Source organism: Burkholderia pulmonis (assembly GCF_984667975.1).
In genome coordinates, this window is record NZ_OZ480187.1 from 2,717,348 (window position 1) to 2,733,553 (window position 16,206).

General features: G+C 69.1%; 16 protein-coding genes. 7 read left to right on the forward strand and 9 right to left on the reverse strand.

The features are described 5' to 3' along the window. Positions 1–14 precede the first annotated feature (14 nt). Together AC5LXK_RS28885 and AC5LXK_RS28890 are read right to left on the reverse strand one after the other, a co-directional pair. Positions 15–461: a hypothetical protein gene (locus AC5LXK_RS28885; RefSeq protein WP_493392058.1), complete on the reverse strand. Its 447-nt coding sequence runs from the start codon at positions 459–461 to the stop codon at positions 15–17. An 86-nt stretch (positions 462–547) separates the two neighbouring features. After that, positions 548–1,192, reverse strand: coding sequence for a TetR/AcrR family transcriptional regulator (locus tag AC5LXK_RS28890; protein ID WP_493392059.1), 645 nt, complete (start codon positions 1,190–1,192; stop codon positions 548–550). A gap of 67 nt (positions 1,193–1,259) precedes the next feature. Here AC5LXK_RS28890 and AC5LXK_RS28895 point away from each other — a divergent pair, with 67 nt between their 5' ends. After that, positions 1,260–1,823: a DinB family protein gene (locus AC5LXK_RS28895; RefSeq protein ID WP_493392060.1), complete on the forward strand. Its 564-nt coding sequence runs from the start codon at positions 1,260–1,262 to the stop codon at positions 1,821–1,823. A 15-nt stretch (positions 1,824–1,838) separates the two neighbouring features. Here the strand turns inward: AC5LXK_RS28895 and AC5LXK_RS28900 are convergent, their stop codons facing one another. The 5 genes from AC5LXK_RS28900 to AC5LXK_RS28920 are packed head-to-tail and all read right to left on the reverse strand — an operon-like array spanning position 1,839 to position 6,808. Then, positions 1,839–2,603, reverse strand: coding sequence for an ABC transporter ATP-binding protein (locus AC5LXK_RS28900; protein WP_493392061.1), 765 nt, complete (start codon positions 2,601–2,603; stop codon positions 1,839–1,841). After that, positions 2,600–3,457: an ABC transporter ATP-binding protein gene (locus AC5LXK_RS28905; RefSeq protein WP_493392062.1), complete on the reverse strand. Its 858-nt coding sequence runs from the start codon at positions 3,455–3,457 to the stop codon at positions 2,600–2,602. Before AC5LXK_RS28905 ends, AC5LXK_RS28900 begins: the two co-directional genes overlap by 4 nt. Positions 3,458–3,468: 11 nt before the next feature. Next, a complete protein-coding gene (locus AC5LXK_RS28910) occupies positions 3,469–5,280 on the reverse strand; it encodes an ABC transporter permease (protein ID WP_493392063.1) in 1,812 nt (603 codons plus the stop codon). A gap of 39 nt (positions 5,281–5,319) precedes the next feature. After that, complete coding sequence (locus AC5LXK_RS28915) at positions 5,320–6,513, reverse strand: ABC transporter substrate-binding protein (protein ID WP_493392064.1); 1,194 nt, start codon at positions 6,511–6,513, stop codon at positions 5,320–5,322. Between the two features lie 13 nt (positions 6,514–6,526). Continuing rightward, on the reverse strand, positions 6,527–6,808 hold the full coding sequence (locus AC5LXK_RS28920) for a hypothetical protein (protein WP_493392065.1): 282 nt from the start codon (positions 6,806–6,808) through the stop codon (positions 6,527–6,529). A 60-nt stretch (positions 6,809–6,868) separates the two neighbouring features. On the opposite strand from AC5LXK_RS28920, the gene AC5LXK_RS28925 reads away from it, so the two are divergent. Genes AC5LXK_RS28925 through AC5LXK_RS28940 form a run of 4 tightly spaced genes read left to right on the forward strand, consistent with a single transcriptional unit; the run spans position 6,869 to position 10,468 of the window. Beyond that, complete coding sequence (locus tag AC5LXK_RS28925; protein WP_493392066.1) at positions 6,869–7,882, forward strand: LysR family transcriptional regulator; 1,014 nt, start codon at positions 6,869–6,871, stop codon at positions 7,880–7,882. Next, positions 7,879–9,303, forward strand: a complete 1,425-nt coding sequence (locus AC5LXK_RS28930) for an NAD(P)-binding domain-containing protein (protein ID WP_493392067.1) — start codon at positions 7,879–7,881, stop codon at positions 9,301–9,303. Before AC5LXK_RS28925 ends, AC5LXK_RS28930 begins: the two co-directional genes overlap by 4 nt. A 44-nt stretch (positions 9,304–9,347) precedes the next feature. Continuing rightward, positions 9,348–9,878: a CMD domain-containing protein gene (locus AC5LXK_RS28935; RefSeq protein ID WP_493392068.1), complete on the forward strand. Its 531-nt coding sequence runs from the start codon at positions 9,348–9,350 to the stop codon at positions 9,876–9,878. Continuing rightward, a complete protein-coding gene (locus AC5LXK_RS28940) occupies positions 9,875–10,468 on the forward strand; it encodes a peroxidase-related enzyme (protein WP_493392069.1) in 594 nt (197 codons plus the stop codon). The genes AC5LXK_RS28935 and AC5LXK_RS28940 overlap by 4 nt, the downstream gene beginning before the upstream one ends. Positions 10,469–10,503: 35 nt before the next feature. On the opposite strand, the gene AC5LXK_RS28945 is transcribed toward AC5LXK_RS28940, so the two are convergent. Beyond that, positions 10,504–10,935, reverse strand: a complete 432-nt coding sequence (locus AC5LXK_RS28945; RefSeq protein WP_006479718.1) for an Lrp/AsnC family transcriptional regulator — start codon at positions 10,933–10,935, stop codon at positions 10,504–10,506. A gap of 295 nt (positions 10,936–11,230) precedes the next feature. Between AC5LXK_RS28945 and ocd the strand changes: the two genes are divergently transcribed. Then, positions 11,231–12,310 (forward strand): ornithine cyclodeaminase, encoded by a 1,080-nt coding sequence (gene ocd, locus AC5LXK_RS28950; protein WP_493392070.1) that lies wholly within the window; start codon positions 11,231–11,233, stop codon positions 12,308–12,310. Between the two features lie 59 nt (positions 12,311–12,369). Further along, positions 12,370–13,371, forward strand: a complete 1,002-nt coding sequence (gene ctlX / locus AC5LXK_RS28955) for a citrulline utilization hydrolase CtlX (RefSeq protein WP_493392071.1) — start codon at positions 12,370–12,372, stop codon at positions 13,369–13,371. 85 nt (positions 13,372–13,456) lie between these two features. Here the strand turns inward: ctlX and AC5LXK_RS28960 are convergent, their stop codons facing one another. Beyond that, the gene (locus tag AC5LXK_RS28960) at positions 13,457–16,201 is read right to left on the reverse strand and encodes an Hsp70 family protein (RefSeq protein WP_493392072.1); all 2,745 of its coding nucleotides are present in this window, start codon (positions 16,199–16,201) and stop codon (positions 13,457–13,459) included. Positions 16,202–16,206: the final 5 nt, after the last annotated feature.

Sequence of the window (16,206 nt, forward strand, 5' to 3'; positions counted from 1 at the left end):
CGCGCGGCGGCCCCTCAATCGTCGTGGTCGTCGTCGAACCGGTTGCGCTCCGCGTGCCGCGCCACCAGCCGGTCCAGTTCGTCGTACTGGCGATCGCAGAACAGCCGGCACAACGTATCGACGTCCGCGCGCGGGTCGACATCGATCGTGTCGACATGCTGCTCCAGCTTGCCCTTCCCTATCCCGAACAACCCCTTCTTCATCCGCATGGACACCGCATTCAGCTGGAAACCGTCCGAATGCGCGTCGCTCAATGCCGTCACCCACAGCTCGCGCTGATCGTCGGCATGCTGCAGCACGAGCGCCGGAAACGGACCGTCCTGCGTCTCGTTCCATTCGACGTGCTGGGCCGCCCAGGGGAACGCATCGAAGGCATGAACGAACGACGCGTAGTCGGTCGCCCCTTGCTGATCGAGCTGATTGAAATCGTAGCCGACTTTCTGGATGGAGTAGGTCAACATGGCGCGGCAGCCCCCGTGGCGTTCGAGATCAGGAGACCGTCAATCTACCCTGAATTTCGGTGTCCATGACGATTTTTCGGCACAGCTCAGGAACGCGCATTCGCTGTCGCGGCGCCAGGATCCTCGACGTAACTGCGCGCGAACCTGACGATCTCCCGCTTCAGTTTCGGGTCCGTCAGCAGCCCGCTCCGGGCCGCGTTGTGTATAACGCCTTCGAGCGCGGACGACAGCACCCGCGCGGTCAACGTATCGGCCCTGACCGGCGTACGGCCGCGACAGGCGGCCACGATCAGCGCATACCGGCGCAAATATTCCTTCTGGAACGTGTCATACGCGTCCTTCGCCCCGCCCGGATCGGGAAGATCGAGCAGCGCGTGGTGCAATGCCGGGTAATCGCGGTGCGCGGCGATCAGGTCGCCGATCAGGCCTTCGAGCCGACGCCCGGCGCTCGCCCGACGGTCATGCGCGCGCTGCAGCACGGCGAGCACGTCGTCGAAATGGCGGCGCCGGATCGCATCGACCAGCGCAAGCTTGTTCGGGAAATACTGATACACGGAGCCGATGCTCACGCCGGCGACCTGCGCGACCTCGTTGGTCGTGAATCCCGCCCACCCGTACCGGTCCAGAACGCGAGCCCCGGCCGTCACGATCACGTCCACCGTCGCACGCGAACGGGCCTGGCGCGGGGCTTTCCGCATCGCGGCAGCCGCATCGGAAACGCGAGTGGACATGCGGACCCCGACTGAAAATAATGGTGGCGAAGCTCACATATTAGGTGAAACCGACAAGGAAACGACCATGAGCGCGAACGCACTCCTGTCCCGCATGCTGCGCTACCAGGCATGGGCCCATGACGAAATGCTGGCGGCCGTGTCTCAGCTCGACGCGGTGCAGCAAGCGGAAACGCGCCATCTCGCGCTGCGGCTGATGAATCACTGCCTCGTCGTGAACCGGATTTTTGCCGCGCACCTGAGCGGCGAGCGTCACGGGTTCGCGTCCGACAACACGCCTGACACACCGGAACCCGCTGCGTTGCGCGCGGCATTCGCCACGCTCGATCGCTGGTACCTCGACTATGTCGAGACGGCCACGCCCGACCTGCTGTCCGAGTCGATTCCATTCGCGTTCACCGATGGCGACAACGGATACATGACGCGCGAAGAGATGCTGACCCATGTCGTCACGCACGGCGGCTATCATCGCGGCGAAGTCGGCAGGCTGATGATCCAGGCGGCCGCACGCTCGGCGCAGGATATCCGGCTCCCTTGGGACACCTACGCGGTTCACCTGCACCGGACCGAGCCCGAACGCAGGCTTCAACGCAAGACCGGCGAAGCGAACCCGGCGAATGCCGGCGGATGAAGGACGCCGCGCGCGTTACGCCGCCACCGCCTCCCCGCCCAGATACGCGTCGCGCACGCGCTCGTCGTCGAGCAGCACCTTCGCGGGCCCTTCGAGCACGACGCGCCCCGTCTGCAGCACGTACCCGTAGTGCGCGATCTCCAGCGCGAGGCTCGCGTTCTGCTCGACCATGAATACCGTCACACCCTGCCGGTTGATCGCATCGATCAGTTCGAGCACCTTGTCGACGTAGAGCGGCGACAGCCCCATCGTCGGCTCGTCCATGCAGATCAGCTTCGGCCGTGCCATCAGGGCACGCGCCATCGCGAGCATCTGCTGCTCGCCACCCGACAGCGTGCCCGCGCGCTGCGTCAATCGCTCGCGTACCCGCGGAAACAGGTCGAGCACACGTTCGTAGTCCTCCGCCACGGCCGCGCGATCGCCGCGCGTGTAAGCGCCCATCAGCAGGTTCTCGCGCACGCTCATGTCGCCGAACAGCCGCCGCGCCTCGGGCACGGCCGCGATCCCGCGCCGCACGCGCTGCGGGGTCGCGAGCGCCGTCACGTCGTCGCCGTCGAACCGCACGACGCCGCGCTTCGGCCGCACCAGCCCGAGGATCAGCTTCATCGTCGTCGACTTGCCGCTCGCGTTGCCGCCGAGCAGGCTGACGATCTGCCCGCGGCCGACTTCGAAGTTCACGTCGAAATGCACCTGCACGGGCCCGTAGTACGTGTCGAGGTGTTCGAGTTTCAGCAGCGCGTCGGTCATCGTTGTATCGGATCCGGAAGAAAGCAGGGTCATGCTGCCGCCTGCGCAGCACGATCGGCCGGTGCGCCGCCCGCATGGCGGCGGCCGAGATAGGCTTCGATCACGCGGGGGTCGTGCCGCACGTCGCGCGGCCCGCCTTCGGCGATCTTCACGCCGTTGTCGAGCACCATCACGCGGTCGGACACGCGCATCACGAGTTCGAGCTTGTGCTCGATCAGCAGGATCGTCAGGCCGCGCGCCTTCAGCGACTGGATCAGTTGCAGCATCTCGGCCGTCTCGGTCTCGTTCATCCCGGCCGTCGGTTCGTCGAGCAGCAGCAGGCGCGGATGCAGCGCAAGCGCACGGCCGATCTCCACGCGCCGCCGGTTCGCATACGACAGGCTGTGCGCCGGATGATCGATGCGCGGCGTGAGCCGCTCGCCGAACCCGGCGACGATCGCCCGCGCCTCTTCGCGCAACGCGGCCTCCTCGCGCCGCACCGAAGCGGGCCGCACGAGCGCGCGCAGCACTTCGGCCGCGGCACCCAGCGCCGGCCAGCCGGGCCGCGCCGCCCGCAGCCGCGCATGCGCGCCGATCAGCACGTTGTCGAGCACGCTCAGGTTGCCGAACACGCGGCCGTGCTGGAACGTGCGCGCGATACCGAGCGCCGCGAGCCGTTCGGGCGCCGTGCCCGTGATGTCGCGACCGTCGAACGTCACACGCCCGGCATCGGGCCGGTCCGCGCCCGCGATCAGGTTGAACAGCGTCGACTTGCCCGCGCCGTTCGGCCCGATCACGCTCAGCAGCTCGCCGTCGGCCAGTGTCAGGCTTGCGCCGTCGAGCGCGGTCACGCCGTCGAAGCGGCGCGTCAGGCCCTGCACGTCGAGCAAGGGTCGAGTGGTCGTCATCGCATGCCTCCTCACACCGTGCCGAGCAGGCCCTGCGGCCGGAACCGCACGAGCAACAGCAACACGAGGCCGTAGATCAGCATCCGGTAGTCGGCCGCCCAGCGGAACAGCTCCGGCAGACCGATCAGCGCGATCGCACCCGCGATGCCGCCGAGCACGTTGCCGAGGCCGCCGAGGATCACCATCGTCAGCGCGAGGATCGATACCTGCGAGTCGAAGGTCTGGTGATTGATGTAGCTGTACAGGTGCGCGGCAATGCCGCCGCTCACGCCGGCCGCGACGCCGCCGACCGCGAACGCGATCGCCTTGTAGCGGTTCGGCGCGATGCCGTGCGCACGCGCGGCGACGTCGTCCTCGCGCACCGCGCGCAGGGTCCGGCCCAGATGCGAGCGCAGCAGCCGCACCTGCAGGAGCGCGAATACGACGAGCACCGCGAACGTGAACCAGTACGCGGCACGCGCGGTCATCGCCCACGGCAGCGGCGCGATGCCGGCGATGCCGAGCGGGCCGCGCGTCAGGCCGTCCCAGTTCAGGATCACGAGGCTCACCACTTCGCCGATGCCGAGCGTCGCGATCGATACGTAGTGCCCGCGCAGCCGGAACGCCGGATAGACGAGCAGCGTGCCGAGCACGGCCGTGATGACGCCCGCGCAGGGAATCGTCACGGCCGGCGACCAGCCGAGATCCGACGACAGCAGCGCCGACGCATACGCGCCGATCACGAGCAGCGCCGCATGGCCGAGCGAGATCTGCCCGACCGTGCCCGCGACGAGCGTGAGGCTCAGCGCGAGCAGCCCGTACAGCCATGCATTGGTCAGCGTCTGCAGCACGTATGGCGACGCGCCGAGCCACGGCAGCACGGCCGCTGCCGCGACCAGCGCGACGAGCACCGGGCGCGGCACGCGCACGGCCTTCGCGGCCGCGAGGAAGGTGCCCGTCATCGGCTCGGGCGGCAGCGCGCGGTTCGCGCTGAACAGGCCGTTCGGCCGCCACACGAGGAACACGATCAGCAGCCCGAACGCGAACAGGTCGCGATAGCTCGTGCCGAACAGCGCGACGCCGTAGCTTTCGACGAGACCGAGCAGCAGGCTGCCGGCGATCGCACCCGGCACGTTGCCGAGCCCGCCGATCAGCAGCGCGACGACGCCCTTCAGCGTCGCCTGGAAACCCATCGCCGGATCGATGCTGTTGTAGTACATGCCGACCAGCAACCCGCTCACCCCGCCGAGCGCGCACGCGATCGCGAACACGGTCTGGTTCACGCGATCGACGTCGACGCCCATCTGCAGCGCCGCGTCGCGGTCCTGCGCGGTCGCGCGCACGGCCCAGCCGAGCCGCGTGAAGCGCAGGAAGCCATACAGCAGCGCGGCGGCCGCGATGCCGATGCCCGCGATCAGCAGGTCGAGCGAGCCGAGCGTCGCGCCGGCGATCCGCACGTGCCAGTCGGGCAGCGGCGTCGGCACCGCGCGCGGATCCGCGCCGAACGCGAGCTGCGCGAGCTGGTCGAGGATGAAGCTGATGCCGATCGTCGCGAGCAGCGGCGCGATGCGCGCCGCGTGGCGCAGCGGTCGCAGCCCGATCCGCTCGATCGCGACGCCGAGCGCGCCGCAGCCGACGACGACCGCCGCCAGCGCGACCGGCAGCGGCAGCCCGAAGCGCGTCAGGCACAGCCAGCCGATGAATGCGCCGACCATGTAGACCGAGCCGTGCGCGAAGTTGATCAGGTGCGACACGCCGAAGATCAGCGCGAGCCCGACCGCGAGCAGCGCGTAGATGTTGCCGACGATGAGGCCGTTGAGCGTGTAGTCGAGCCAGGAAGCCATCACGATGCGTCTGTCACTTGCATGCGGTTCATGTCGGGTTCAGCGTGCGGCGAGCTGCGGCTTCGCGCCATCCCACAGCGCCCACTGCCCCTGCTTCACGACCAGGTACACGGTGCGTGCGCCGGCGACCCGGCGCGTCTGCGGATCGAAGCGCACCTTGCCGAAGATCACGCTCGGCACGTCGCTGACCTTCGCGAAGCCGTCGTGCGCGGCCTGGCGCGTCGTACCGTAGCGGCGCAGCACCTCGGCCGACAGGATCAGTGCGTCGTAGGCACGCGCGACGAACGAATCGGGATCGGCGTGGAATTTCGCGCGATAGCGCTGCACGAATGCCTGCACCTCGGGGCGCGGTTCGGCCGGGAAGAAGTTCGATTCCGTATAGACGCCTTCGACCGCCGTGCCGCCCAGTTCAAGAAACTTCGGCGAATACACGGAGCCGACCGCCGCGATCGGCAGCGTGACGCCGGACGTGCGGGCCTGCCGCACGATCTGCGCGCCGTCCGCGTAGTACGAGATCAGCACGATCGAATCGGGCTTCGACGCGCCGATCCGCACGAGCGTCGAGCGGAAATCCTTCTCCGCCGGCTGGTAGCCTTCGGCCGCGACGACCTGCGCGCCAAGCCCGGCCACCGCCTTCGCGAAGATGTCCTTGCTGGTGCGGCCCCAGTCGGTGTTCAGGTACAGCACCGCGATCCGCTTGAAGCCGAGTTCCTTCACCGCGTAGCGTGCAAGCAGCGGTTGCTCCTCGGCCTGGCTCAGCGCGGTGCTCCACAAGTAATCGCCGCCCTTCGTGAAATCCGGATGCGAGTTCGTGAAGCCGAACTGCACGAGTTGCCCGCGCTGGTAGATCGGCGACGCGGCCATCGACGTGGCGCTCGAGAAATCGCCAAGCTCGATCGCGATGCGCGGATCGGCGACGAACTTCTGCGCGATCGCGACTGCCTGGCGCGGGTCGCTGCGGCTGTCCTGGAAGTCGATCGCGAGCGGCCGGCCGTGGATGCCGCCGCTGCCGTTGATCTCGTCGAGCGCGAGATCGAAGCCGCGCTTCCACTGCTCGCCGTATTGCGCGTCCTGGCCCGTGAGCGGCCCGCTCACGCCGACCACCACCGGCTCGCCCGACACGCCGGCCGCGAGCGCACCGCCCGCCGACAATCCCCATGCGGCCGCGAGCGCCGCCACCGTGCCCAGCACGCGCCGCCATGCGCCGCGTCCGTCGTTCCCCGAAACGTTCATGCGTCCCCCAGCTTCAATCAGTCGAAAAGAGTGAGGGCATGTAACCATCCGGTTCAGGGCGATCCAACGAAGTTTTGCGCATATCGATATCGCCTGCGGCGCGAAGCGGATCACGTCTGCGAACGGTCATCCGCGCGTCCTGCATCGCGCGATGCACCGACATGCGTCGCAGCGCGTTGATTCGATTGGCGTTTCCTTGACGACATCGCGCGCAGTCGATGCGCATGCGGATGCAACCGGCCGCCGCGGCGATCGCCCCCTTCGCAGTTCCGGCGCTGTCGATAGCAAAAATCATTATATGAATCACGCATGCTCGAACTCCTACAATGCGCAAATCGCATCATCGGAACGCGTCATGGAGTTGCACCAACTCGAAGCTTTTTCCGCGGTCATGTCGGCCGGCAGCGTGACCGGCGCGGGCGAACTGCTCGGCCGCTCGCAACCGGCCGTCACGCGACAGATCCAGGAACTCGAAGCCGATCTCGGCTACGCGCTGTTCGACCGGCACGGCCCGCGCGTCACGCCGACGCGGCGCGCGTTCCTGCTCTATGAGGAAGTCGAACGCTCGCTGGTCGGCCTGCGCGCGATCGAGGCGCGGGCACGCGCGCTCGGCGACGAAACGGCCGAACCGGTACGCATCGCGGCGACGCCGTCGCTCGCGGCCACGCTCGTGCCGGCCGCGCTCGCCGCGCTGCCCGACGACGCCCACGCACCGCACTATCAGTTGCGCAGCGAATCGGCCGAGCATGTCGTGCACGAGGTGCTGGCCGGCACGGCCGACGTCGGCGTCGTCACGCTGCCGATGGCGCATGCCGGGCTCGACGTGCACTGGATCGCGCAGACACCGTGCGTCGCCGTGCTGCCCGCCGGCGATCCGCTCGCGGCGAAGCCGCGCATCGCGCTGCGCGATCTCGCGCGCCGCCGCATCGTGACGGTCGCGAACCGGCACCGGCTGCGCCAGCGGATCGATGCGGCATTCGCCGCCGCACGCGTCGAGGCGCGCGTGTTCATCGAAACCAATGCGTCGCTGAATGCGGTGATGGCCGCGCGGGCGGGCATCGGGATCGGCATCGTCGATCCGGCCACGGGTGTCGCGCTGCCGGTGGACGGCGTCGTCGCGCGCCCGCTCGACGTCGACATCCCGTTCGCGTTCGGCATCGCGACGCCGGCCGGCAAGCCGCGCACGGCGGCCGTCGATGCGCTGCTCGACGCGTTGCACCGCACGACGCGCACGCTGCTCGACGACGTGACTTTTCACGACGCCGCCGCGCACGACGCACTGCTGCGCGGCGACCGGCTGCGCAGCGAGCGGGCGCCGCGCCCGCCTCGCACGACACGTACGCGGCGCACGCGCCCGGAGGCCGCATGACGACAGCGCTCGACGCACTTGAAGCACGGCTCGCGCAGGACCTGCGCTGGCTCGACCTGCCCGCGCCGTCGTGGGTGCCGCCACGTGAAGTGGACGGCGTACGCGTGCTCGACGTCGCGATCGTCGGCGGCGGCATGGCGGGGCTCGCGGCATCCGCCGAACTGCGGCTGCTCGGCATCGACAACCAGTGCGTGATCGACCGCGCGCCGGCCGGCTACGAAGGCCCGTGGATCACGTTCGCGCGGATGGAAACACTGCGCTCGCCGAAGCAGCTCGCGGGCCCCGCGCTCGGCCTGCCCGCGCTCACGTTTCGTGCGTGGTTCGAAGCGCAATATGGCCGCGATGCGTGGGATGCGCTCTACAAGATTCCACGCACGCAATGGATGGACTACCTGCGCTGGTATCGGCGCGCGCTCGACCTGCAGGTGCGCAACGATACGACGCTCGTTGCGCTGCGCCCGCGCGACGACGGCCTGCTCGCACTCGACGTGCGCGGCAACGGCGAAGCGCAGACGCTGCTCGCGCGGCACGTCGTGCTCGCGACCGGCCGCGACGGGCTCGGCGGCCCGTACGTGCCGCCCGTCGCGCACCGTATACCGCGCACGCGCTGCGCGCATTCGTCCGAGCCGATCGATTTCGCGGCGCTCGCGGGCAAGCGCGTCGGCGTGGTCGGCGCGGGCGCGTCGGCGTTCGACAACGCGGGCACCGCGCTCGAAGCGGGCGCCGCGCGCGTCGACCTGTTCTTCCGCCGCGCGGACATTCCGCGCATCAACAAGCTGACCGGCATCGGCAGCCCGGGGCTCGTGCACGGCTATGCCGATCTCGACGACGCGACGAAGTGGCGCTTCATGCACTACGCGCTGGCGTCGCAAACGCCGCCGCCGCGCGACAGCGTGCTGCGCGTGTCGCGCCACGCACATGCGCATTTTCATGCGGGCAGCCCGATCGAGGCGCTTGCCGATCACGCAGAAGGCCTCGACGTGACGACCCCGCGCAGGCGCTGCACGGTCGACTTCCTGATCTTCGCGACGGGCTTTCATTCGGACTGGACGACCCGCGACGAATTCGCGTCGTTCGGCGCGCACGTGCGGCGCTGGAAGGATCGCTATCGACCGGACCCGGCGCTGTGGCTCGACGAACTCGCCGAGTCGCCCGATCTCGGCCCCGCGTTCGCGTTCCAGGAGCGCGAGCGCGGCGCATGCCCGGCCGTCACGCGCATCCATTGCTTCAACCATGCGGCGAGCCTGAGCCACGGCAAGCTGTCCGGCGACATCCCTGCGATCAGCGCCGGTGCGAAGCGGCTGGCGCGCGGCATCGCGAGCCGGCTGTTCGACGCCGATCGCGACCGCCACTACGACGCGCTCGTCGCGTATGCGAATGCCGAGCTGCAAGGCGACGAATGGCGCGACGCCGATGCATGAGCACGCGCCATCGATCACATTGACGACGAAGGGAAACCGAAACGATGACTGATTCCATCACGCCGGCCGCCGCGCCGGACACGATCGACGCGGTGGCCGGCCTGCGCGACGGCGATGCCGTCGCCGCGCTGCGCCGCGCACGCGAGAAGGTGCGGCTGCATACGCAGCTCGGCGAAGCCGCGCTGTTCGACCCCGCGTTGCCGGATCTTTCGCTGATCGAGCGGCTGCACGCGGCACGGTATGTCGCGCGAAAGTCGAACGCGCACGCGCTGGCCGACACCTATCGCGCCCGCCTGCTCGATGCCGGCGGCACGGCCGGCGACATCGAACAGGCTGATGCCGACGCGTTCGATGCGTTGCCTCGACGCCTTGGCGCGCTGCTCGCGCACGCAAGGCGCATGACGCTTGCTCCCGTCGACGCACGCGCATCCGATCTCGACGCGCTGAAGTCGGCCGGCCTCACGACACCCGCGATCGTCGCGCTGTCGCAGCTCGTCGCGTTCGTCGCGTATCAGTTGCGCGTCGCGATTGCCGCGCGGGCCATTCAGGCGCGTGCCGACAAGGAGGCTGCATGACGACGCCCCCTCACGGCTTCACGTCCGATACGCTCGGCTGGCGCGCGTGGCTCGACACGGTCTCGCTCGATGCCGCGACGGCCGATCAGCTTGCGGTGCTCGAAGCAAGCCACCCGCAAGCGAAGACGTCCGATTACTACCTGCTGCTCGTGCATCTGCCCGACATCCTGCGGCAGCGCTCGGGCGTGTTCAACGCGATCATGTACGGTCCCGGCGGGCTGTCGCGCGCGGAACGCGAACTGGCCAGCACGGCCGTGTCGCGCGTGAACGGCTGCGTCTATTGCGCGTCGGTGCATGCGCAGCGCTTCGCGCAGCTCGCGAAGCGCACCGATACGATCGAGCAGGTATTCGACGATCCGGCGACGGCCGGCACGACGGCGCGCGAACGGGCGATCGTCCGCTATGCGATTGCCCTGACCGAACGGCCGGACTCGGTCGACGCGGACGCCATCGCCGCGCTCGAAGCCGAAGGGCTGACGCATGAAGACATTCTCGACCTGTCGCACGCGGTCGCGATCTTCGCGTGGGCGAACCGGTTGATGCTGACGCTGGGCGAACCGGTGTTTCCGGCGCCGGCGGCCGGCACCTGACCGCACGGACAGGCGTGATGCGGGCCCTGCCCGCGTTACGCCTTGTGCGTCGACAGCAGGATGCTCGTCTCGGTATTCGCGATCCCGTCGATCAGCCGGATCGCGCCGAGCACGCGATCGAAGTGCTCGAGCGAATCGGCATGGAGTTCGGCGACGAGATCCCAGCGCCCGTTCGTACTGTGGATCGACGCGACGTTCGGATGCCCGCGCAGCACCTTCACCACCTCCGCCCCGCGATTGCCCTGCACCGCGATCGACATCAGCGCGCGGATCCGGTGCCGTTCGGCCGCCGGCTTGAGCCGCACCGTATAGCCGACGATCACGCCGTTTTTCTCCAGCCGCGTCAGCCGGTTCTGCACGGTCGCGCGCGCGACGCGCAGTTCCTTCGCCAGCGCGACGACGGGCAGTCGCGCGTTGTCGCGCAGCAGCGCGATGAGCTGACGGTCGACGTCGTCGAGCGTGATCATGAACGGGCTTCCTGTTGAGCGTGAGCCGGCCGCCAGCGTGCCGGAGGCTGCGCAATCCGGCCAGTGAAAACCGGACAAACTGCCGGAATGGGCTGGCAATTTGCCAAGTCTATCGATAAATCTGCCACTTTTGCCGTCTTTTTGTTGGCTCGACTCACGGAAATAATGACTCCATCGACCGGCCGAACACGCCGCGCCGCGGCTTTTTCAGGAAGCCCGGACGCGCGCCGAAGCCCCGCCCGGTCGACCAGAACGCCAGGACACCCGTACCGGCACTGAAAATGGAGACAGACCGATGACCCGCTTCCTCGACGTTCCCGCCACCGCCCGCCTGATCGCCAAAACCGGCGTGACGACGTTCCTGCGCGAACTCGTCGACACGCTGCGCGCCGATTACCTGCACTGGGCCGATTTCGACAAGTCGCCGCGCGTCGCGTGCCACTCGCGCGACGGCGTGATCGAGCTGATGCCCGTCGCGAACGCGTCGCTGTTCGCGTTCAAGTACGTGAACGGCCACCCCGTCAACGCGGCGCGCGGCATGCACACGGTGATGGCGTTCGGCGCGCTCGCCGAAGTCGATACCGGCTACCCGCTGCTGCTCGCCGAACTCACGCTCACCACCGCACTGCGCACGGCCGCCACGTCGGTGCTCGCCGCGCAGCTGCTCGCACGCCCCGATTCGCGCACGATGGCGCTGATCGGCAACGGCGCGCAGAGCGAATTCCAGGCGATCGCGTTCCACACGCTGCTCGGCATCGACGAAATCCGCGTGTTCGACGTCGATCCGCTCGCGACCGACAAGCTCGTGCGGAACCTCGCCGCGTATCCGGATCTGCGCGTCGTGCGCGCCGCGTCGACCGCCGACGCCGTGCGCGGCGCCGACATCGTGACGACCGTCACCGCCGACAAGGCCTATGCGACGATCGTCACGGCCGACATGATCGAGCCCGGCATGCACCTGAACGCCGTCGGCGGCGATTGCCCCGGCAAGACCGAACTCGAAGCGGGCGTGCTGCACGCAGGCCGCGTGTTCGTCGAATTCGAGCCGCAGTCGCGCATCGAAGGCGAGATCCAGCAGATGCCGGCCGACTTCCCCGTCACCGAGCTGTGGCGCGTGCTGCAGCGCGAAACGACCGGCCGCGAACGCGCGGACGAAGTCACGGTGTTCGATTCGGTCGGCTTCGCGCTCGAGGATTACTCGGCGCTGCGTTACCTGTACGCACTCGCGCAGCAGCACAACGCGGGCGTCGAGATCGCGCTGATTCCGCCGGCCGTCGATCCGAAGAACCTGTTCGCGCTGATCGACGACCCGGCCGCGATCGCGCAGGGTCACGCGGCGTTCGTGACCGAAGCCGTCGCCGCGTTCGCGCGCTGACCGTCATCCGCGGGCGGCCCGCACGCCGCCCGTTTTCCTGCCCTTCGCTCCTGCCTTTCATGAACCTCGTATCGATCCAGGCGCCGGCCGCCGTCGTGATGATCCGGCCGCACCGCTTCCTGCCGAACCCGCAGACCGCGGCCGACAACGCCTTCCAGCGCACGGCCGGCAGCGGTGCGGCCGACACGCCGTCGGTATCGGCCGCCGCGCGCGACGAAGTCACGGCCGCCGCGCAGACGCTCGCCGACGCGGGCGTGCGCGTGCACGTGTTCGACGATCACGGCGAGCGCGACACGCCCGACTCCGTGTTCCCGAACAACTGGTTCTCGACGCATCCGGGCGGCCATGTCGCGCTGTTTCCGATGTGCAGCGCGAACCGTCGCCGCGAGCGGCGCGCGGACGTGATCGAGATGCTGAAGGCCGAGTATCGCGTGCAGGACGTGATCGACTACTCGGGGCTCGAATACGACGACGTGTTCCTCGAAGGCACCGGCGCGATGGTGCTCGACCACGTCGCGCGGATCGCGTACACCGCGCGTTCGCGCCGCGCCGATCCGGTCGCGCTCGAACGCTTCTGCACGAACTTCAATTTCGAGCCGATCTGCTTCGATACGGCCGATGCGAACGGGCGGCCGATCTATCACACGAACGTGATGATGAGCGTCGCGACCGAGTTCGCGATGGTCGGCCTCGACCTGATCGCCGACCGCCGGCGTCGCGGCGAAATCGCGCAACGCCTGACCGAAACGGGGCGCGCGGTGATCGCGCTCGATCAGTCGCAGATCGAGAATTTCGCGGGGAATACGCTGGAATTGTCGGGGAAGGATGGCCGCGTGCTCGCGTTGTCGCGGCGTGCGTTCGACTGCCTCACGCCTGACCAGCGCACGGTGATCGAACGCTCCGCGCGGCTGCTGCCGCTCGACGTGCCGACGATCGAGCTGGCCGGCGGGTCGGTGCGCTGCATGCTCGCGGGGATTCATCTCGCGCGGCGTCATGCCACGCACGATGCATCGGAAATCGAATCGGCGGAACGGCAGCGCGAAACGGCATCGCACGCCTGAAGGGAACGCGCATCGGCGTCACGTAACAGCCGATGCAACCGGATGCTTCGACCTGCGAACGAGGCCAAAGCATCCTGCACGCCGTTCACCCGGCCAGCAGCTTCAACCCGACCGGTAGCGTCTCGCCAAACACGCGCACCGTATCGGCTTCGTCGAACGCGATTGCTTCACGCACCATGTCGATCCAGGCCGACGAGGCATTCGCGGCCGACAGGCGCTTGATGACTGCCTCGCGCATATCGTCGGGCAAATCGCGTGAGCGGTCGCCCGTCATCCGCGCAATCTGCGCCGCCGCGAACGCGGCCGGCTCGACCTGCTTCCAGTCGAGCGCGAACAGCGCTTCGAGCCAGCCTTCGGCAGCTTCCGCCGGCACGACACTGTGCGCGCTGCCATAGAACGGCCGGCGCGCACCGATACGCCCGAGCGCCCACGCACACAATGCGCGTTCGGCCGGCTTCTGCAGTTGCACGATCAGGCGCTCGGCCAGTTCGACCTTGCGCTCGACGGGCAACCGTTCGAGTGACGCCGACAGCCGCGTCATGTCGGCCGGCCCGACCTTGACCGGGTCGAACGGCAGCTTGCGACGCTTGTCGTCGGACGGTTCGAGGAACGCGATCGCGTCGCGCACCTGCGTCTGCGCATCGTCGTCGAGGCCGCCGGCCACGCGCCGCCACAGCGTCCACCACTCCGACCACACCTGCCCGTCGGTCACGTACTGAATTCCGTCGTCGAACAGCGGCCACAGCTGCTCGATGCGCCACGCGTCGAGCGGATGGCCGAAGCCCGGACGCAGGCAGTAACCGGCGAGGTTCAGCCACGCACGTTCGTGATCGGCCGAACGACGGCGACGGCGGCCGCGCGCGAGCAACGCATCGAACAGTTCGCGCGCGAGCGCGACGTCCCACTCCTCGCGCGCACCGAGCACGTGTTCGAGCTGCGCGCGCAACCGGCGCGTGTCCTTCGGCGTCACGTCCGCGGCCTTGCTGCCGAACGAGCGCTCGATCAGTTCGATCGCCTGATCGAGCCGCGGATGCCGTGCAGAAGAAGCATCGTCGCCGTCGACAGGCGCATCGCCGCGCAACTGGAATTCGAGCCGCCAGCGGCGTGCCGCGTCGTCGGTCGCGATGCAGTGCATTTCGAGCGTGCCGACCTCGGTCAGCGACGCGGTGAGTTTCACCGGCGTTTCGCGTGCATCGCTGCCCGCCTTCGCATCGACGACCGTCGCGATCGGCGGCAGCCGCACGAAATCGCCGCCGTCGAGATCGACGAGATCACCGGGTTGATACTTCGTCTCGGCCACCGTCGACACGAGGTGGAAACGCACCGGCTGCCCGAGCTGCAACGCGAACGTGCGATCGTCGAGCCGGATCTCGCGGCCCTCTTCCGCGCCGCGCGGCAGCAGGCAGACGCCGCGCGCGGCCGAATCGGCCGCACCGTCGTCGAGCACGAGGAAATAGCTGCGCGCGGAGCCGCCGCCGATACGCGGCGCATGCCCCGCACGTGCAAGCCCGTACGCGACCGCGCCGCGTGCGACGGCCACGTCCGGATGCGCGTTGTGCAGCACGTCGAGCGGCGCGCCGCGCCACGCGCCGAGCGTCTGCGCGAGACGGCCGGCGAGCGCACCCGCGCGGAACACGCCGCCGTTGAGCAGCAGCGTGTCGGGCAGCGGGCCTTCCGCATGACGATTCAGGAACGCGGCGACGTGGCGCGTGACGGCCGCATCGCTCGCATACGGCAGGCCGAATTCGACGATCGCCGCGCGCGCACGGCGCGGCAGTTCGCCGGCGTCGACCTGCGGAAAGAAACCGTCGACGACGATCTGTTCGACTTCCTGCCGCGTCAGCTCGGCCGAGCGCGCACCGCCAACGAGCTTGCTGCCCGCGCCGAGCAGCGTGACGGCGACGGATGCCGGCGCATCGTCGCCGAGCAGCCGCTCCTTCGCCGCACGGCAGCGCTCGACTAGCTGCGACAGGCTCGCGGCCGACAGCCGCGTGCCAGGCTCGGTCAGCCGCGTCTCGACCAGGCGCGCGAGCGCGAGATCCATGTTGTCGCCGCCGAGCATCAGGTGATTGCCGACGCCGACGCGCGTAAAGGTCGGCTCGCCGTCATCGCCCGGCGCGACATCGACGAGCGTGAGGTCGGTCGTGCCGCCGCCGACGTCGCAGATCAGCACGCGCCGCGCGGCGGCAAACGTGTCGCGCAGCGTGTCGCGCTGGCCGTACAGCCAGTCGTAGAACGCGGCCTGCGGCTCCTCCAGCAGCCGCAGCGCGGGCAGCTTCGCGCGCCGCGCCGCTTCGACCGTCAAGGCGCGCGCGCCGTCGTCGAACGACGCCGGCACCGTCAGGATCACGTCCTGCTTCGCGAGCGGCGCATCGGGAAAGTGTGCGTCCCACGCGTCGCGCACGTGCGCGAGATAGCTGGCGCTCGCGTCGACCGGCGACACCTTGTCGACACCGTCGGCCGCGCCCCACGGCAGGATCGCCGCGAGCCGGTCGACCGCCGCGTGCGACAGCCAGCTCTTCGCGCTCGACACGAGCCGGCCCGGCACCTGCGCGCCGAGCGTGCGCGCATAGCGGCCGATCACGGCCGGCGGCGCACCGGCGGCGTTCGCTTTCGCATGGGCTGCCCACGGCAGCCGCAACGCGTCCGGCGGCAGTTCGCCGGCCGCCGGGTGATAGCGCACCGACGGCAGCAGCGGCTGCGCGGCCGCCGCGCCGGGGCCGACCAGCTGCTCGACGTCGAACACGCGGATCGCGTCGGAACCGGCCTCGACGTACGCGACGACCGTATTGCTCGTGCCGAGGTCGATGCCGACCGTATAACGCTTCATCGCGC